Below are 19,455 nucleotides of genomic sequence, written 5' to 3'. Positions count from 1 at the left end.
TTTTTTATAGACTATTGACGGTTAAATGTTAACGATATTACACATATTAACGTTGAGGTGATTAGATGACAAAGGATAATAAGAAGAAGAATGCTGATATACCAAATTCTGAGGAGAGAGAAAGAGTTAGTGTTCATATGGGATCAAATGCCACTCATCCATTGAATACTAACGACCGGGTGTCAGGCAATTCTGTCGATGAACACAGAATGCAGGAATCAGCAAATGCTTATATCGCGGAAAAAGAGATCAAGCAGACTTTTCTAAACTCATAAATTTCCGAGAATCATCTCCTATACTAACAAACCATCAGTACAAATTGTGACTGATGGTTTGTTATTTCAAGATTGTTATTAGTTTCTTTCGCCTTCTCCATAATTAAACGTTCAAGCGTTACTTCATTGGATTGCTCTATAGTAGGTTATCTACTATTCATAACAGTTTTCACCATTATTGAAGATCTTTTCATCTATTCATGTCTTTTTTCCATAAGAAAACACCCCTTTAAACATTTCTTCGCTAAAGGGATGTATCTGTGTATCTTCTATATCTATACTATTTCATACAAATAGCTACTCAACCGTAACACTCTTCGCTAAGTTACGTGGTTTATCTACATCACAGTCACGGTGAAGTGCTGCATAATATGCCAACAATTGCATTGGTATCACACTAGTAAGTGGTGTGAGCAAATCATGAACGCTTGGCAATACAAAATCATCTGTATCTTCTTCTAGACCTTTCATACTTATGATTAATGCATTTGCACCACGAGCTACTACTTCCTGTACATTACCACGAATGGAGTAATTAACATTCTCGTGGGTAGATAGGGCAATAACTGGTGTACCATCTTCAATTAAAGCGATGGTACCATGCTTCAATTCCCCTCCAGCGAAACCTTCTGCTTGGATATAAGAAATTTCTTTCAGTTTCAATGCCGCTTCTAACGATACATTATAGTCACCGCTTCTTCCAATAAAGAATGCATTACGAGTTGTTGCTAAATACTCTCTTGCTAAACGTTCCATTTCTTCTTTCTGATCAGTAAGAACTTCCATTGCGTTCGCAACGATTGCCAGTTCTTTCATTAATTCAAATTCTAACTCCAAACCTTTTGCTTTTGCAGTATCAGTAGCTAGAATTGCAAGCACCGCTATTTGCGCAGTATACGCTTTGGTTGATGCAACTGCAATTTCTGGTCCTGCATGCAAATGTAAGGTGTAATCCGCTTCACGAGAAAGGGTAGATCCAGGTACATTCGTCATCGTTAATGCAGGATGACCTAATTCTTTAATTTTTACTAAAACAGCACGGCTATCTGCGGTTTCTCCACTTTGTGAGATAAACACAAATAATGGCTTTTCCGATAATAATGGCATGTTATAGGAAAACTCACTTGCAACATGAACTTCAGTAGGTATTTTAGCTAATTTTTCAATGAAGTCTTTTCCTACTAATCCAGCATGGTAACTAGTTCCTGCAGCGATAATATAAATACGATCTGCTTTTTGCATCGCTGAACGTATGGATTTATCCAGTTTTAATTCATTGTTTTCATCTTGATATTCACGGATGATTTTTCGCATAACAATAGGCTGTTCGTCAATTTCTTTTAACATATAATGTGGGTAGGTTCCTTTTTCAATATCACTTGCATCAATTTGTGCTGTATAAGGTTTACGTTCCACTACAGTACCGTTAAGTTTTTGAACTTCCACAAAATTTCGGTTAACTAAAACAATCTCTTTGTCAAAAATCTCAAGATATTGATCGGTTTCCTTAAGTGTTGCCATCGCATCACTTGCAATAAGATTGAAGCCATCACCCAAACCAATTAATAGTGGACTTTTATTCTTGGATACATATAACGTATCAGAATCATCTGCATCAATCATGCCGATTGCATAACTTCCTTTTAAAAGTCCCATAGCTTCTCGGAATGCTTGCAATGTATCCTTATATTTATCATATAACTTTTCAATGAGCTGAACGATAACCTCTGTGTCTGTTTCACTAACAAACGTGACATCCCTTAGGTAGTCTCGTTTTAAGTCTTGATAGTTCTCGATTACACCATTGTGAACGATAGTGAATTGGCCTGAAGCACTTTGATGTGGATGTGCATTAATAATACTTGGTTCACCATGAGTTGCCCAGCGAGTATGACCGATTCCCATCGTTGATTCAACAGAATTATCCACACTCTTTTTCAAATTGGCTATTCGTCCTTTTACTTTAGTAAGATTTACACCGTCATCATTTAAAACAGCAATCCCTGCTGAATCATAGCCTCGATATTCTAATTTTTCTAGCCCATGTAATAAAATGCTTTTTGAATCATTTGTTCCAATATAACCTACTATTCCGCACATAATTCGTTGTCCTCCTAATATGGGGCAGACAAACGTTAGTCAGAGTTGTCTAAAGTAATAATCAGAAAAAAATTTCTTACTATTAATTAGACAGCTCTGCTAGGGGCGTTTAACTGCCCCTTTCTCGATTTTAGTTAGACATCTTGCCCGATTCCTTTGTGCAATAAGTCACCTTATTGTTTTCAGAATGAGCTTAAACGACTGAGATGTGCAGTCGGAAGGCATCCGCCGAAAATTTCGATAACCTCCACCTCGTCAACTATTTTCCATTTTCGAACGGAAAATAGTCCTGGCGCTTAATATAAAATAGTAATATTTAATGCTCCTTCCTATCCTAAAATACGCCCATCCATTTTTAATGGGCATGTTATATTCTACCCGATATAGACTTAAATGGTCAATAAAAATTTAGGTAGATATTTTAATTTATGAAATAGGATGTTATTTTGTTACGTAGTAGTACTTTAAATTGCCTTTCAATAGAATCAAAAAGGAAATGCAAAATTCACATCCTACATTTCCCTTTCAGTAATATTCGTATTAATTATTTACTTATGTTCCTCCATAAAGTCGAGCATCAATTTATATACTTTTATTTCATTTTCTTTTTTAGAGAAACCATGACCTTCATCTTCCAATACGAGATATTCTACATCTCGATCTTTTTCTTGTAATTTAGCAACGATTTGATCTGATTCTGCTTTTACGACTCGCGGGTCTTTTGCCCCTTGTATAACTAGCATTGGTTTGGTCATACCATCTAAATAAGTTACAGGAGAATCTTTTATAAAACGCTCTTTATCACGTTCGGGGTCACCTAGCCATCTATCCATAATTGGTTTCCAGTGTGGTGGTACCGAATTTACAAAAGTAAATAAATCCGATGGTCCAAATATATCTACAACAGCCTTAAAGTATTCCGGATGCCTTCCATGTAATAGAAGTGCCATATATCCGCCATAACTTCCCCCAACTAAAAAAAGCTTCTCTCGATCAGTAATTCCATTATCAAATAACCATTCAATTCCTGCTACATTATCAAGTCGTGGACCTTCTCCCCAATCCTGCTCCACTAATTTTACAAAAGAAGAACCATAACCGGTACTACCACGAAAATTAGGAGCAAAAATGGTATAACCACGATTTAAAAAACATTGAAACATGGAACGGAATTGTTTTCTTTCAGCAGCTTGTGGACCACCATGTGGCCAAAAGATTGTATATCCATTATCATTTTCTGGTTTTGCTTTAAATAGCAATGCTTCTATTTCCATTCCATCAAATGAAGGATAGGATACTACTTCAGGATCCACCATGCCTTCCTTGTTTATCCCTAATACCCGATTATCTGTTAACTGAATCCAAACCCTTGCATCTTCTGACATGTAAATATTAAGTGGCTCTGTAGCACTTTCACCGAGGATATAAATATTTCCTGATTCTGTCACAGTTAGTTTTTCAATAATATCAACGGGATAATCAATTTCATCTACCACTTCACTTTCGAGGTGATAACGATATAGTTTATCTGTAACTCCTTTCTCTGTTACAAGATAAAAAACTTTATTTTCTTTATCCCAGGTTAAATCATTTATACTTTCATTCTCAATCATTACTGTTTTACTGAATTCCTTTGTTTCCATGTTAAAACATGCTAGATATGTGAATTCACTCTTATAATCTGTTAAGAAATAGATTGTTTTATCATCAGTAAATACCGGATCAAACGTATCATGAACTTCTTCAGGGTTTGGCGTTAAGTATTGCGTTTCATCATCAGCAGTTTTAACAAAACCAATGTTATATGTATTTGCAAATGAGCGAATATAAACAAAAGCCTTTTCATCCTTTGATACAGCAGCTAATACTGTTGGGGAAATTTCACCTTCGTTTAACAATGTATCCAATCCATCTTTTAAATCTCTTACTCGTGCATTTAGAAAGTTTGGATTATCATCTGAAGTCATATAGTATATTCTTTCTCCATCCTCGCTAAGATGACTGAAGAAATATTTTTCATCCGAATGGCCATTAACTAGCTCTTGGGGGATACCACCATCATAGGGAATAGCATAGATATGATAATTTTCATCTCCATCTTTATCGTAACCTGCTAATACAAATCTATTTTCAGGGTCAAATTTTATAAAACTTGTAGATTCTTCTTGATGAGCAAATAAGTACGGAAACTTTGTGCCTTCTAAATTCATTGCCCATAGGTTCATTTTTCCATTCAGGTTAGAACTGAAAACAAGTCGTTTTTCATCATTACTTACTGTGAAATCAGTAATAACATATGTACGAAAAAATTGTTCTACTGTAGGTTTTGCAAATTCAATCAAACATAACTCCTCCTCTACGGACTAATAAAAATTTTCTAACTATTCCTATTGTAACATATCATGCTATAATAACAGAAAAAAACCACTCCTATTTTTAGAGTGGTTTTCCATTTTTTTATTCCATTCCAACTAAATCTTCAACAAGCTTGACGATACGATTTACATAGGTTTCACACTCTTCTTTCGTAGGAGCTTCAACCATAACCCGAATCAATGGCTCTGTACCGGAAGGACGAACTAGAACACGGCCATTCTCACCTAGTTCACGTTCCACATTTTCAATCTCACTTAAGATTTCTGGATTATTTAATGCTTCATTTTTATTATTTACTTTTACATTTTTTAGTACCTGAGGGAATATCTTCATCTCTCCAGCTAACTCTGAAAGAGGTTTCCCTGTTTCCTTCATCACATTAACCAACTGCAATGCTGATAACATCCCGTCACCAGTAGTAATGTAATTTAAAAAGATGATGTGACCTGATTGTTCCCCTCCAAGATTATAACCGCCCTTACGCATTTCTTCCATTACATAACGGTCACCAACAGCGGTCTTACTGCTCTTGATTCCAACTTTATCTAGTGCTTTATAAAATCCGATATTACTCATCACAGTAGAGACAACCGTATTTTGACGAAGAAGACCACGTTCATTTAAATATTTTGCACATATATACATAATTTGATCTCCATCAACGATGTTTCCTTTTTCATCCACTGCTATCAATCGATCTCCATCCCCATCAAATGCGAGACCAATATCAGCACCCTTTTCTATAACATATTCCTGTAATTTCTCAGGATGTGTAGAACCGACTCCATCATTAATATTTAATCCATTAGGTTTAGAACCAATGGAATATATATCTGCTTCCAAATCTGCAAATAAGTGTGTAGCAAGACTTGACGTTGCACCATGCGCACAGTCAAGTGCTATGGATAATCCATCAAAGTCATTATCGATGGTATCTTTTAAGAAGGAGAGATATTTCTGTCCACCCTCAAAATAGTCATTAATTACCCCTATATTTCCACCAATCGGTCTCGGTAAACTGTCTTCGCCGTCTATAATTTTTTCGATTTCAAGCTCTTGTTCATCGCTTAATTTAAATCCATCTGGTCCGAAAAATTTAATCCCATTATCTTCAACTGGATTGTGCGAAGCAGAAATCATTACTCCAGCATGTGCACTCAATGCTTTTGTTAAATAAGCAACACCTGGTGTAGAAATCACGCCCAGTCTCATAACTTCTGCTCCAATAGAAAGTAGTCCTGATAAAAGAGCTCCTTCTAACATTAATCCAGAAATTCGTGTGTCGCGACCAATAATTACTTTTGGTTTTTCTGTTTGCTGGGTAAGTACGTAACCACCAGCACGACCTAATTTAAATGCTAATTCTGGCGTAAGTTCCTTATTCGCAACTCCTCTTACTCCATCTGTTCCAAAATATTTTCCCATGTCTTACCTCTCCTTTATTTCCAATTCAGGTATTTACAAGTGAGAGCCTATGTAAATCTATATACGTTATTCAATTACTATTGTTACTTCATCATATTCAGTGGAAATGGATATATCTTCTGAGTCGTTATCCATTTCCACTTCTACCGGTAAGTTATGTTGGCCCGTTTCAATACCGATCGCATTTATAAAAACCCGTATATCATCTGTTGTAAGATTATCTACCTCAGACTGGTTCCCCACAACTGTCACACTCATTGTCTCAGCCTCTGGTTGAATAAACCTAAGGGCTTGTCCGTCTTCTATTCCTTCTACTTCTATCTCCATCTCTTCTAATGTCATAGATTCTTCTACTTCCAGCGCTACTTCAATTGTTTCCACTTCTGGAACATTTACACCTTCAGGTAAGGAAAGGGGTACTTCCATGGTCCCTGATTCAGTAACTTCTGAAAGGTCAATCTCCTCTGTAGATACAGAGTTAATTGTAGATAGTATATCACTTGTTGCAAAAACTTCCACTTCTTCTACATTAGCAGAAATTGATAATAATGAATAGCCCTCAGGGACTTCACCTGTCGTCGGAACATTGACACTAACGGTTTTGCTTGGATTATTTATTTCTGCTGAAACTTCTACCCTTTCCGGCACTATATTTACATCCAATTCATTCCCCTGACTATCATAAACATTTACAGGTACTTCACGGTTGTTTATAGATTCTTCTAACTCTGCAACATCCACAAATACTTTAACAACTCCTATACGTTCTATAATGCTTCTTGAACTAGTTATTGCTATTTCCGTCGGATTAACCTCATAGTTCCCTAATTCATAGCCATCTGGCATCTGATCTTGATTAATAAAATCTACCGATACTGGAAATTGTTCACTTGCCCGTTCTTCAATATATATATCTATTGTTTTGGGTTCAATAAAGACTTCTAATTGATTGGAGATATTATGTTGGATTTCTACCGTATGTTCCCCTTCTTCCAATCCCTGCAAATCAACATATACATCAAAATTACGTTGCAACACAATTGGTCTTAAATAGTTAGGGGGTCCTTCTAAAGAAACTGTAATAAATTCCGGGACGCCACTAACCACAAATTTTTCATCATCGATTCGTATTTCTACGGGAACATCATCTAACGTTTGCGTTTCTCTATTATTTCCTGGAAAAGTTGATTCTGTTTGGGATGTACTCACAGAAGTTTCCACAAATATATATAGTACGATAGCAAAAGCAAGTGCTGCAAAACGAACAAACCATTTGCTTTTAAACCAATTATCCATTATCATTTTCCCTCCGTTTCCATGATTTCTTATCATCAGAGGTTTCTTCTATTAATGATAAATGCGTATTGAGCATTTGACGAAGGGTTTCTTCATTTATATCTCTGTGTAATTCCCCGTTCTTCGTACAGGAAATTGACCCAGTTTCTTCAGATACGACAATTGTTAATGCATCCGTCACTTCACTTATACCCATAGCCGCACGATGCCTAGTACCAAGTTCTTTTGAAATAAATGGACTTTCTGATAAAGGAAGGTAACAAGCAGCGGACATAATCATTCCGTCTTTAATGATAACAGCTCCATCGTGGAGTGGTGTATTTGGAGTAAAGATGTTCGTTAATAATTGATGGGTTAAATTCCCTTCAATAGGAATACCAGTTTCCATATATTCGCCTACTCCTGTTTCACCTTCAATTGTAATTAAGGCTCCAATACGCCTCTTCGCCATATAATTGCATGATTGAATAATTGCATCGATGTTGTTTCCAATCTTCTCCTCTTCTGATTTAGAGCTTCTAGAAAACAAGTTACCTCTCCCTAATTGTTCCAGAGCTCTTCTAAGTTCAGGCTGGAAGAGAATAATAATTGCCAGGAACCCCCAAATGATAGCTTGGTTGGTTAACCATTGCAAGGTCTGCAAATCAAATGCAATACTAAGTCCCCACACAAGCAAAACTACAGCAATCCCTTTTAATAGCTGGATTGCTTTTGTTCCTCGAATCAACATCATTAATTTATAAAATACATACCAGACGAGAGCAATATCTACGCCTATTCTTAGTAGATCAATAAGATCCAATCCCCCATCAAGCATGTTCACACATCCTTCTTTACACAGTGAATTTAATTATATCATTTACTCTTATAGTATGTTACTAATTATACCATAAATACCTATATAGAACTAAACGGAACTCTATACTGACTAGGTTCCAGACACACTTTTTTAAGGCTATATTCTTGAAGATTATAAATACATTTACATATTTTAGCGTTTATATTTGCTATTTAGAAGATAAAATTATGTCAAACAAATGGGTAAGATAAAGACATTCTCTAATACCCCGCAGCGTGAGTACTACTCGAATAATCATCTTTGGCCCTAGCACCAAGGAGGCTAATGCCGTGCCCGTGGAAAGCGAAGTATTCTAACGGAGCGATAGCAGCACACAACATTCATTAGTACAAGCAAGAGCTATACAATTCTGGAGATAAACCAAAAAGCATCTTTTAAATTATACCCGAATTAGTGCATGAAAAAACCGGATAAGTGAAACGCCTTATCCGGTAGATTTTGCCTTATTCTAATGAAAAGATGCTTTGAAACAAATTCTTTGTATGATACCAGAGCCATTCAAACATTTTGTCAACTGTATGAAGTTCTCCATTTACTTCTCCAACTGATGCCATTAGTCCTTCTCCATTAAGCTCTTCATCAACGAGTTCACCATTAATAATCGTGACATCACCATCAATGGTTCCTTTTATAATTAGTTTCCCGTTTTTCACAAGTAGATCGCCTTCAACAGTTACATCTTCAGGCACTATAACAGTGTCGCCTTGAATAATTAGATTTTCCTGTTTAGATACAACTAACTCACTGTCCTGATTCCACTGTGTAAACACACCACTAAACATAAGAATAAAAAATATAGCCGCCGCTGTTAAAACTGGGTGTGCTTTAAACCAACGTTTATATTTAAATCCCTTGTTCTCACTTGGAAGATTCTTCATGACATTTTCGGTGAAATTTGATGGTGCTTTAATGTTCTCAGCACTTTGTATTAGCGTTAGAGTCCGTTTTAATTCATGAAAGTGAGATTGACACTCCTCACAGTTCTCTAAGTGATTACGTAAGGTTACTTCTTCTTCTTTCAATAAATCTCCATCTAAATATTTATGCATTAGTTTAATTATTTCATTATGAGCTCTCAAGCGGGTCACACTCCTTTACACGTGACGAAGCCTTTTGCGTAAAGCTTCCCTTCCTCGGTGAATTCTTGTTTTTACTGTTCCCAAAGGAATATCTAGGATGCTGCTTATTTCCTGAAGGGAAAATTCCTCTAAATAACGCAAAATAATAATACTGCGATACTTTGGTGGAAGTTTTGATATTTCACTATGGATATAGCGCTGTAATTCTAAACTCTCTACTTCCTCGTTTGGTAATGGGTCATCTGTAGAAAGCTGTGAATACATGTCGAGTCCATCCGTTCCCTTAACTTCAGCATCAAGATAATAGTCCGGTTTACGTTTTCGAATTCGGTCAATGGTGACATTCGTTGCTATTCGGTATAACCAAGTGGAGAACTTTTTACGCTCATCAAAGGAATCAATGTTTACATAAGCACGAATAAAAGCCTCCTGCGCCATATCCTCCGCCTCGTGTTTATTCCCAAGCATTCTATAGCAATGTTGATATATTTTATGTTGATAAACATTTACAACTTCGCTATATGCTGCTTGGTCCCCTTTTTTTACTTGTTTAATTTTTTCTCTTATAAATTGTTCCATTTACGTACCTCCGCTTACTTGCGGTATTTATATTACGAATAGGTACATAGAAAGGTTTCATTTTTTTATTAAAAAGAATAATCTCTTCTTATAAATGCGATATCCTATATACCCTGTGATAATAATTTTAAAACCATTTTATAAAATAGTCATAAAAATATCACAATTTTATATTGCAATTTATACTTTATTTTCTTATTATAGTATACTAGATAGGGGGTAAGTTTTGGTGACTAAATCTGTTTTATTAGAAAAAATTGAAGAATGTCGTGAAGAAATGATTTTATTAAGTGATGATCATGATTTAACTTCTGACGTTGTAATTTCTTCTAGTATGAAACTAGACGAATTAATTAATGAATATCAAAAATTTATATAAGTGTTTTTCTAAATATAAGCTATAACCTACACCAAGAACTTACTACGCATAGTAAAAGACATGGAGATAATCCATGTCTTTTTTACATACGTAAGATAATTTTACACTTTCTTATCACTTTAGTCATTCGAAACCAATATTTAGCATTATACATCAATGGATCCATGTGGATATGGGTGAATGAATAATGGCTTTATGCCTTCCTTTTCCCAGGCCTTTATGACATGTTCTGCTTTTTCTTTTGAAGGCATAAACGCAATTCCACAATCGCCCCCACCAGCACCGGATGGCTTACCCGCTCCTCCGTGCTGTTCGGCTAAATTACACAAGTTACTAAGCTGTACCGTTTCTATTGGAGTATTTGCATGTTCTCCCACTTTCGCTAAGGCTCTTCTGTTTTCTTTCACACCTTCAAGTACAAGGGAGAGATTAGATTCATTCATACCAGTATAAAATTTATTAACAGCAAATTTACTATCTTCGAGAAAACGATAAAATTGTTCGGGATTATTCTCTTCTAATCTCAATATTTTATCGACTAGTTTTGCAGTCGATGCAGCATTCCCAGTCCAACCTACGCAGAAATAGATATCCTTAGGCATCTCCATGGTTTTCACCGAAAAGTAAGTCCAATTTTTTTCTACTAATTCTGTTACAGTTTTAGCATTCTTATACTCAGTTCTTAACCAGTCTGCTTGGAATGAAGAATAGTAAAGTATTCCTCCATACGTAGATGCTGCAATATCAGCACCAGACCCATTCCCCTGTGTTATAACATGAGATATAGATGCTAATTTAAAGATTAATTCCTTAGACGGTTCTTCTGGAAGAAATATCTTAAGCATGGCATTTACGACAGAAGTAACAACGGCCGCACTAGATCCTAAACCATATTTAATGCCAGATTCATCATCTAACTCACTTTTGATAGATAACATAAAGGGAGTTAGCGTAACTTCTTGCTCCTGCAAATAGGTACTTACAATTGTCATTGCATCATTAACAAATTGAACTCTCGAATCATTCGTTGCTACTTTTACCCGTTTATTTTCTATCGCAAACTCTAGATTTTCTAATTGAAAATCAGTTAAGGACAATCGATTTACTTCCGATTTCTTAATAGTGGCATATACGAACCTGTCTACTGCCATTACTGCCAAATGATGATATGGTTGTAATACCGCGAATTCCCCGGCAATCATTAGTTTCCCGGGAGTTTTGATCGTCATAGATTGTTTTTCCAACACAATTCAACCCCTAAAGATAGGTTACGCCGGGTCCTGGCTTACTTAGCGTTACGCTATTCACACCTGGTACTTCCTGTAATCTTTCTTTTACTCGTTCTTCATTCTCTGGCAAATATAATACCTTCACATTCGGGCCAGCATCAATTGTAAAATAAGCAGGAATTCCATTAGAACGCATTTCCTGTACAGTTTGCATGACACGTAGAGTTGTATCATGCCAGTATGTAAATGGAGGATTCGCCCCCAAAGTAGTAGCATGCATCTTCAAGCAATTCGCTTCTGCAATAGAACCTGTCTTCTCAAAATCCTTTGCATTTATTGCAGCTTTAATTTCTCGTAAATCAGTTGGAATACTATCTAACCATCCCTGGTAGAAAGGGGATGTCTCCACTGTTCGTTTCATACCTGCTCTACTTGATACCTTTTTCTCGGTTGCAGATAAGACAACCGCAGCAACTCGTACATCCCAATGGCTTGCAGGTGCAACAGAAATTGCGTGAGAGTCCAGACCATCAGATCGTGTTCCCATTTCCCACTCAACAAAACCACCATAGATGGAACGACAAGCAGATCCAGAGCCTTGACGTGTCAACCGGGAAAGCTCTTCATCTGATAATTCCAGACCGATGGCACGACTACTCGCAGCTGCAAGAGCAGCAAAGCCTGAAGCAGAGGATGCAAAGCCGGCAGCAGTTGGTACCTCATTGGTTGATTTTACTTCAGCAAAGAGGTTCGCTTTCCCCGATAAATTTCGTAGTAAATCCAGGAACAGGGTAACTCGGTTAAATGCCTCACCCGTAACAGGAACGTCATTAAGCATAAACGAATCCACCAAAAATTCCTCGTGGAAGGCTACACTAGTAGTTGTATAAAAACCATCTAACGTTAAGGAGAGGCTGCTATTAGTAGGTAAAATTAAGCGCTCGTTCCTTTTTCCCCAGTATTTAATTAAAGCAATGTTTGTATGAGCCTTTGCTGTAGCCTTCATCATGTATCTCCTTTATCCACATTTAATCCTGTTTTTTTAACACAAACGGCCAAACTGCATGAGCACCGTATTTTCTAAGGTTTTCTGCAAGCTGTCTTGAATGTACTTCATTTCGTGCAAGCGCAATAATACAGCCACCGTTTCCGCCACCAGTAAGCTTAGCGCCTAATGCACCCTCTTGTCGCGCAAAATAAATTAGACGATTTAAACCTGCATCACTTACTCCCAAAGCCTCTAATTCTCGTTGAGCTTCATCCAGCAAGTGTCCCAGTAAATGCTTACCAGCTTTTTCTAATGCATGTTTTGCTTGGTGAGTTAACTCACCTATGCGCTCTAATTTACGATGTATTCTTTTGGGTGCAGATTTTAATAAACGGGCTACTGATTCAACAGACATTCTTGTGTCCCCAACTCTTCCTGAATCAGCAACAACGAAATAAAAGTCCTCTTTCAAATCAATGTATTTTATCGGAAAGTCCTTTTCATACCATACTGGCGAACTTGAAGTAATCGTTAGTGTATCAATTCCACTTGGCTGACCATGCGCATGAGTCTCAGCAATGTTCGCTAAATCTAGTATTTCTTCTTCTGAATAAGTTCTGTTTGCAAAAGCAAATAAAGATCGAATCACTGAAATTGCTACCGAGGCACTGGATCCTAGACCTTTACCAGGTGGTATAGATGAGCTTATTTTAATTAATAAATCCTCTGGAGGCATTTCAAGGTAATCCAATGTTCCTTTTATACATTTAACAATTCCCTGTAACGAATCAGGGGCAAGATTCATTGGACCATGATAAAATGCACTATCAATTTTGACAGTGCCAGGCACTTGTTCTATTACCGTCTCAACACCGATTAAAGGAAAGGGTATGGCAATAGCTGGTTGTCCGTGTACAACTGCATGCTCCCCAATCAGTATTAATTTACTATGAGCTATACCTATAGCTGTTTTTTCTGTGGTTGTAACTTTTTCTGCACTCATTTTTTATATTCTTCCACCAATTCTTTAGCTTTCCCTACACGGATTTGTTTTTCTTTTACTAGTTGTTCAGCAATAATATCAATCATCTCCCCTGTAGCTCCTGCTGCAATAGCAACAGAGCGAGAGTGTAGTGCCATATGTCCTTTTTGAATGCCCTCTGTTGCTAATGCCTTTAACGCACCAAGATTTTGAGCAAGACCTACCGAAACAATTACTTGGGATAATTCTTTTGCAGAGTTCACGCCTAATATGTGTAGAGCAAACTTAGCCATCGGATGAACGCGAGTAGCTCCTCCAACAGTACCAATTGACATTGGCAATTCTAATTCCCCTACAAGGTTACCATATTCATCCTTAGACCAGATTGTCATTGAATCGTAAGTTCCGTTACGTGATGCATAAGCATGGGCCCCTGCTTCCACTGCTCTCCAGTCATTCCCTGTCGCAATGACGACTGGATCAATTCCGTTCATTATTCCTTTATTATGTGTTACTGCACGATACGGATCAGAAGCGGCAAACTCATATGCGTGAATTACACCATCACGCACCTCTTCTCCAGAGTAATCTCCAGTTTTTAAAAGATCGGGTGGAATGACACATTTTGCCTTAGCCAAACATCTGTCTGCATAATTCGATAAAATTCGCAAATAAACCTTACCTTTAGTCAACTCTTCAACTAATGGCGCCAACGATTCAACCATTGTGTTAATGATATTCGCACCCATTGCATCACACGTGTTAATATACAGATGAATCACAAGCATCTGACTATATGCAGAAGTGGATTCTTCATTTAAGATCCGAACATCTAAATCTTCTGCGCCACCACCTCTAGAAACTATACTAGGGTAGGCGTTATTAGCAGCTTCTAAAAGAACTTCTTTATTTTGTTGCACAGTTTCTTTTGCTTGTTGAAAATCTGCACATCCTACGACCTGAATTTGGCCAATCATTACTCGTTCTGTAGCCTTTGTAGTAAAACCTCCAGCTTCTCTCACAATCCTAGCAATATGACTTGCTGAAGCAACTACAGATGGTTCCTCAATTACCATTGGGATTACATAGTCTTTCCCATTTATTAGGAAATTCAACCCTAATCCTAACGGAAGTTGGTATGTTCCAATTACATTCTCAATCATCTTATCGGCAGTATCAGTTGTTAACGGTGCACTTGTTTGAATATTTTTTACATCCTCTTCTGAAAAGGAATGTATCTTTTTTAATAAATTCAATCGTTCTTCAACAGTCATATTATAGAACCCAGGAATTCTAGAGGTTTCCATACTGTACCATCCTTTTTGTATACAAAAATTCAAACACCTAAAATCTCTTCTCATTATAACATGTTATCTCTATTATCATTATTAGAATGTCTTATTATCATACTACAAATTATTATTTAATGAGTTAAAACATCTCTATTTATTATGTAAAAAATCCATACAAAATGCAAATAAACAAGGTTGTTTTATAACGACCTTGTTTATTTATTCTAATATTGATTTTTTAATAAGTGATGAGCCATGAAGGATTCGAACCTTCGACCCTCTGATTAAAAGTCAGATGCTCTACCGACTGAGCTAATGGCTCCTATTTTGATGCTCTTTCTATGATTATTGAAGAGTTATTTTGTTGACCCCTGCATCTGCTAGTTTAATCGGAGATGCTTTGTGCTTCGGGGTTACTCGGAGCTTATTGTGAGTAATTTTTTCATAAAAAAATACTATTGCACTAATAGTATATTTACATGGACAACATTTATTTTATAAAAACAAATGGCTGGGCCACCAGGATTCGAACCTGGGGTACACGGGATCAAAACCCGATGCCTTACCGCTTGGCTATGGCCCAATAAACAAATGGTGGAGGGGGGCAGATTCGAACTGCCGAACCCAGAGGGAGCGGATTTACAGTCCGCCGCGTTTAGCCACTTCGCTACCCCTCCGTATTTTATACAATATAATTATCAAATATACACATAAATATAAATGGTGCCGGCCAGAGGACTTGAACCCCCAACCTACTGATTACAAGTCAGTTGCTCTACCAATTGAGCTAGGCCGGCATAAATTATTTGATTACTTTAAGTCATTTGATCTTGCTTATTTTGTGATATTATGGTGGAGGATACAGGGCTCGAACCTGTGACCCCCTGCTTGTAAGGCAGGTGCTCTCCCAGCTGAGCTAATCCTCCATCATGTTGGTGACCCGTACGGGATTCGAACCCGTGTTACCGCCGTGAAAGGGCGGTGTCTTAACCGCTTGACCAACGGGCCATTCATTACCATTCGACAAGTTTTGTGATTGCCTGTCTCAAACTGACGAATTTTATTATACCGAGTTATTCAAACTTTGTAAAGGGTAAATTTCTATTTTTGTAAAAAAAATTATGTTAGAAAGTAAATTCTTTGCTATATAAAGCTTTTACCCTATTTTAGCCATCTTCTCTATCATCTTTTCCCAATATATGATTTTTATAAAATAAAAAAATAAATGTATGTGAAATTTCTAGTTTGGGGGAAATTAGAACCAAGTAATAATATCAAGTTATATAAAATGTTTTATTTCTACCACCCTGTTAGGTTATAATATAAAAAAGAGATTTATTTATATGATGGAGGTTAACAATGTCTGGATTATTACAAGGTAAAAATGTTGTTGTGATGGGTGTAGCAAACGAAAGAAGTATCGCTTGGGGAATAACAAAGTCGCTACATAACGCTGGTGCAAATTTAATTTTCACGAATAGACAAGAGCGTTCCTATAAAAAGTTAGTTAAATTATTAGAAAAACATGAAATAAATCCAAAACAAATTGTCTCCTGTGATGTAGCAGATGACGAAAGTATTCGAGAAGCATTTGAAGAAATAAAAAATGAGGTAGGTGTCATCCACGGGCTTATTCACTCAGTAGCTTTTGCAAAACGTGAAGAGTTACAAGGTGAATTTGCAAATACTTCGCGCGATGGTTTCTTATTAGCTCAAGAAATTAGTGCCTACTCATTGGTTGCTGTTACGAAGGCAGCTAAAGAACTCATGACAGAAGGCGGAAGTATTGTTACGCAAACATACTTAGGATCTGAACGAGTTATCCCTAATTACAATGTGATGGGTGTAGCTAAAGCATCCTTAGAAGCTAGTGTTCGTTACTTAGCTGAAGATGTAGGTAAATATGGCATACGTGTAAATGCAGTATCTGCAGGACCTATTCGAACACTTTCAGCCAAAGGGGTATCTGGCTTCAATGAAAAAGCTAGTCTCATTGAGGAAAAAGCTCCATTGCGTCGCGGTATAGATCAAGACCAAGTTGGGGATGCAACATTATTCTTTATTAGTGAACTATCTAGAGGAATCACTGGTGAAGTTTTACATGTTGACTCAGGATTTCACATTATTGGTGGTTAACAAACTTAAAAGCTCCTAGTTACTAATGTAGTAACCAGGAGCTTCTTTAATTAATTGTCCTCCAATACTCATTTGTTTCTTCATTTCGATCGTTGTTATAAAAAGAAAATTGGTTTTTCCCTTCTACTTTCGAATTATACATTGCTCTATCTGCTTTTCTATAGAGTGACTCAATATCCTCCATACTGTCCGAAGATGTTATAGCAATCCCCATGCTTGCAGTTACATCTAATCCATTTAAAGACTGCTGTGAATAGAAGGTTTCTTTCAAGTCTTGAAGAATACGACTAGCTATTTTTACTGATTTCTCATTTGTTGCTGAAGGGATAATTAAAGCAAATTCATCGCCACCCAATCGGTAAGCGGTAATATCTCCTGATAGGCTGGATTTAACGGTATCTGCAATTAGTTTTAATAATTGGTCTCCTTGGTCATGTCCAAGTTGATCATTAATTAATTTAAAATTATCCAAATCAAACATCAGCAATGCAGTATTTTCTTTACTTTTCTTCAGTTCCTTACTTAACCTTTCTTCAAATGCTGCCCTATTTTTCAAACCAGTCAGACTATCATGAAAAGCCATATACATTGGTTTGGCAACAAGTTTTGATAGAATAAGTGCTAGCATAACTGTGACCACCGAAATCAAAAGAAGCTGTATCAGAAATGTTTTTTGATTTTCCTGTAAGACTGATTCCAATTGATGTTCATTGTAGACGATCTCTATGACCTTATTTTTTGTCAAACCCTCATCATACTTTGATGTATAGGTTACATAGCGATAGGTTCTATTTTTATTATTCCAAGTTCCTTCTATTTCTGATGGAACACCGGTATGTAGTGTATTATTAAAAGCCTGTCGCCTATCTGCCGATAACCCCTTCTGTTTTTCTTCACCTAAAGGAATTCCACCTATGTTTATGACATTAATCTCATCAATTGAAGGATATTTTGTTTCCAACTCATTTATTACTTTTAAAAAGTTAAACTCATTAAAAATCATTCCACTCTGCAATTTATACCCGAGCTCAATGATATACTTTTGATCTTTCGTGGCCATATAACTATATTTTGTGATCTCACCAGATCCTTGGTCTATGTCTATTCCATCATGATAGAACTCGCCAGTTTTTCGTCTATCTTCTAGTGTTGATGCTAACGTACTGCAGCAAACATCAAAATCCATTCCAATATCTCGTTTTAGGCTACTATGGGTAATAATATTGTCTTTATTGATAATATAAATGTCCATACCCATAGATTCTTTTAATCGTTGAAAATCCCATTCTTTAAAAGAATTATTCTCTTCATACAGGTCCATAAGAGAGTTCATATTCATCCTCATATTTAAGGTGGTATCTTCATCAAAGTAATAATACACCTTATCAATTGTTTCTAATGAATATTTCACCGTTTCCTCAATTTGTTCTATTTGAAACTGATTATTTTTAATTAGTTGTTCCGTCATTCTCTTTTGATTAATAAAAGCTATAGTAAAAGCAATAACTATTGCAAAAACTATCATTATAAAAAATAATTGCAAACGAAAACTTTTTTTCAATTAAAATCCCTTCCCCCAAATTGAGAATCAAATTTTTATATTATTAAACTACTTTCTCCTGTATATACTGTAACAATATTAAATACCGTTCAAAAATGACAGCGTTAACAAACAACTGTTAAACTATCTATTTTCAGATAAACGTATATATATTACACTTATGAATCAAAAGTCCTGCATTTGCATCATATACTTCTATTCTTTATTGTTCAACAATAAAACATAAATTCCAATATCATTTTACACTCTTAAAATTAGTTTAACATCATTTCTACTTTCTGATTAATGAAAATGATTCATAGTTCTACAAGTTTCAATCTTACCTATTTTTATCATTTCTTGTACCAAAGGAAAAAGCTTAGAATTCATATTAATGAACTCTAAGCTTTATCATAAAGCTTCCAAGCGGACTCGAACCGCTGACCCCTTCCTTACCATGGAAGTGCTCTACCTGCTGAGCTATGGAAGCATAAAAATGGCTCCACAGGTAGGATTCGAACCTACGACCGATCGGTTAACAGCCGATTGCTCTACCACTGAGCTACTGTGGAATAATCTTAGCCTAGCGGCGTCCTACTCTCGCAGGGGGAATCCCCAACTACCATCGGCGCTGGAGAGCTTAACTTCTGTGTTCGGCATGGGAACAGGTGTGACCTCTCCGCTATCGCTACTAGGCCTACACGATGTAGGTCGTTCGGTGTTGTTCACAGGACGTGAACGGTTTTAACCGAACATCCTTTACTTTCTAGGTTTGTACCCTAAAAACTAAATAAGAGTAAATCTAAGACATCTTGAAGAAGTTAGTTAAGTCCTCGATCGATTAGTATTCGTCAGCTCCACGTGTCACCACGCTTCCACCTCGAACCTATCAACCTCATCGTCTCTGAGGGATCTTACTC

Annotated in this window: 15 protein-coding genes, 8 tRNA genes and 2 rRNA genes; 3 read left to right on the top strand and 22 right to left on the bottom strand. The window is 36.6% G+C overall.

Annotated features, from left to right (window positions below; all coding sequences use genetic code 11):
- Positions 1-65: 65 nt before the first annotated feature.
- A complete protein-coding gene (locus D8M06_RS18210; protein ID WP_121206008.1) occupies positions 66-275 on the top strand; it encodes a hypothetical protein in 210 nt (69 codons plus the stop codon).
- Positions 276-572: 297 nt separating this feature from the next.
- Here D8M06_RS18210 and glmS read toward each other — a convergent pair whose 3' ends face one another.
- The 7 genes from glmS to sigW all read right to left on the bottom strand — a co-directional run bounded on the left by glmS (position 573) and on the right by sigW (position 9,989).
- Positions 573-2,375 carry a glutamine--fructose-6-phosphate transaminase (isomerizing) gene (glmS, locus tag D8M06_RS18205; protein WP_121206007.1) on the bottom strand — a complete coding sequence of 601 codons (1,803 nt, stop codon included), beginning with the start codon at positions 2,373-2,375 and terminating at the stop codon, positions 573-575.
- A gap of 548 nt (positions 2,376-2,923) precedes the next feature.
- Positions 2,924-4,717: a S9 family peptidase gene (locus tag D8M06_RS18200; protein ID WP_121206006.1), complete on the bottom strand. Its 1,794-nt coding sequence runs from the start codon at positions 4,715-4,717 to the stop codon at positions 2,924-2,926.
- A gap of 115 nt (positions 4,718-4,832) precedes the next feature.
- Positions 4,833-6,176, bottom strand: a complete 1,344-nt coding sequence (glmM, locus tag D8M06_RS18195; RefSeq protein ID WP_121206005.1) for a phosphoglucosamine mutase — start codon at positions 6,174-6,176, stop codon at positions 4,833-4,835.
- Positions 6,177-6,242: 66 nt separating this feature from the next.
- Positions 6,243-7,472, bottom strand: a complete 1,230-nt coding sequence (locus D8M06_RS18190) for a CdaR family protein (protein ID WP_121206004.1) — start codon at positions 7,470-7,472, stop codon at positions 6,243-6,245.
- Positions 7,465-8,289, bottom strand: coding sequence for a diadenylate cyclase CdaA (cdaA, locus tag D8M06_RS18185; RefSeq protein WP_121206003.1), 825 nt, complete (start codon positions 8,287-8,289; stop codon positions 7,465-7,467). The genes D8M06_RS18190 and cdaA overlap by 8 nt, the downstream gene beginning before the upstream one ends.
- Before the next feature lie 485 nt (positions 8,290-8,774).
- On the bottom strand, positions 8,775-9,419 hold the full coding sequence (gene rsiW / locus D8M06_RS18180) for an anti-sigma-W factor RsiW (protein ID WP_338323006.1): 645 nt from the start codon (positions 9,417-9,419) through the stop codon (positions 8,775-8,777).
- Positions 9,420-9,425: 6 nt separating this feature from the next.
- Entirely contained in the window at positions 9,426-9,989 is a 564-nt protein-coding gene (sigW, locus tag D8M06_RS18175; protein ID WP_121206001.1) for an RNA polymerase sigma factor SigW, read from the bottom strand.
- 229 nt (positions 9,990-10,218) lie between these two features.
- Here sigW and D8M06_RS18170 point away from each other — a divergent pair, with 229 nt between their 5' ends.
- A complete protein-coding gene (locus tag D8M06_RS18170) occupies positions 10,219-10,368 on the top strand; it encodes an aspartyl-phosphate phosphatase Spo0E family protein (protein WP_121206000.1) in 150 nt (49 codons plus the stop codon).
- A gap of 146 nt (positions 10,369-10,514) precedes the next feature.
- On the opposite strand, the gene D8M06_RS18165 is transcribed toward D8M06_RS18170, so the two are convergent.
- From D8M06_RS18165 to D8M06_RS18120, 10 genes are all read right to left on the bottom strand, one after another.
- Complete coding sequence (locus D8M06_RS18165; RefSeq protein WP_421904727.1) at positions 10,515-11,615, bottom strand: phosphomevalonate kinase; 1,101 nt, start codon at positions 11,613-11,615, stop codon at positions 10,515-10,517.
- Between the two features lie 10 nt (positions 11,616-11,625).
- Positions 11,626-12,603 (bottom strand): diphosphomevalonate decarboxylase, encoded by a 978-nt coding sequence (gene mvaD / locus D8M06_RS18160; protein ID WP_121205999.1) that lies wholly within the window; start codon positions 12,601-12,603, stop codon positions 11,626-11,628.
- 22 nt (positions 12,604-12,625) lie between these two features.
- A complete protein-coding gene (mvk, locus tag D8M06_RS18155) occupies positions 12,626-13,588 on the bottom strand; it encodes a mevalonate kinase (protein ID WP_121205998.1) in 963 nt (320 codons plus the stop codon).
- Positions 13,585-14,874 (bottom strand): hydroxymethylglutaryl-CoA reductase, degradative, encoded by a 1,290-nt coding sequence (locus D8M06_RS18150; RefSeq protein WP_121205997.1) that lies wholly within the window; start codon positions 14,872-14,874, stop codon positions 13,585-13,587. The genes mvk and D8M06_RS18150 overlap by 4 nt, the downstream gene beginning before the upstream one ends.
- A gap of 234 nt (positions 14,875-15,108) precedes the next feature.
- Positions 15,109-15,181: transfer RNA gene (locus tag D8M06_RS18145), tRNA-Lys, on the bottom strand.
- 186 nt (positions 15,182-15,367) lie between these two features.
- Positions 15,368-15,442 (bottom strand) — tRNA-Gln (locus D8M06_RS18140).
- A gap of 9 nt (positions 15,443-15,451) precedes the next feature.
- Positions 15,452-15,536 (bottom strand) — tRNA-Tyr (locus D8M06_RS18135).
- Positions 15,537-15,580: 44 nt separating this feature from the next.
- Positions 15,581-15,656, bottom strand: a tRNA-Thr gene (locus D8M06_RS18130).
- 53 nt (positions 15,657-15,709) lie between these two features.
- A tRNA-Val gene (locus D8M06_RS18125) sits at positions 15,710-15,785 on the bottom strand.
- Between the two features lie 7 nt (positions 15,786-15,792).
- Positions 15,793-15,867: transfer RNA gene (locus D8M06_RS18120), tRNA-Glu, on the bottom strand.
- A gap of 351 nt (positions 15,868-16,218) precedes the next feature.
- Here D8M06_RS18120 and fabI point away from each other — a divergent pair.
- Complete coding sequence (fabI, locus tag D8M06_RS18115) at positions 16,219-16,995, top strand: enoyl-ACP reductase FabI (protein WP_121205996.1); 777 nt, start codon at positions 16,219-16,221, stop codon at positions 16,993-16,995.
- Positions 16,996-17,041: 46 nt separating this feature from the next.
- Here the strand turns inward: fabI and D8M06_RS18110 are convergent, their stop codons facing one another.
- From D8M06_RS18110 to D8M06_RS18090, 5 genes are all read right to left on the bottom strand, one after another.
- Positions 17,042-18,556, bottom strand: a complete 1,515-nt coding sequence (locus D8M06_RS18110; protein WP_121205995.1) for a GGDEF domain-containing protein — start codon at positions 18,554-18,556, stop codon at positions 17,042-17,044.
- Positions 18,557-18,952: 396 nt separating this feature from the next.
- Positions 18,953-19,025: transfer RNA gene (locus tag D8M06_RS18105), tRNA-Thr, on the bottom strand.
- A 7-nt stretch (positions 19,026-19,032) separates the two neighbouring features.
- Positions 19,033-19,107, bottom strand: a tRNA-Asn gene (locus D8M06_RS18100).
- A gap of 9 nt (positions 19,108-19,116) precedes the next feature.
- Positions 19,117-19,231: ribosomal RNA gene (gene rrf, locus D8M06_RS18095) — 5S ribosomal RNA — on the bottom strand.
- A 125-nt stretch (positions 19,232-19,356) separates the two neighbouring features.
- A 23S ribosomal RNA gene (locus D8M06_RS18090) occupies positions 19,357-19,455 on the bottom strand; the annotation flags it as partial.

Origin of the sequence: Oceanobacillus halophilus, from assembly GCF_003628505.1 — a bacterium.
Taxonomy (GTDB): domain Bacteria; phylum Bacillota; class Bacilli; order Bacillales; family Amphibacillaceae; genus Oceanobacillus; species Oceanobacillus halophilus.
This window is presented reverse-complemented; position numbering and strand designations above follow the sequence as displayed.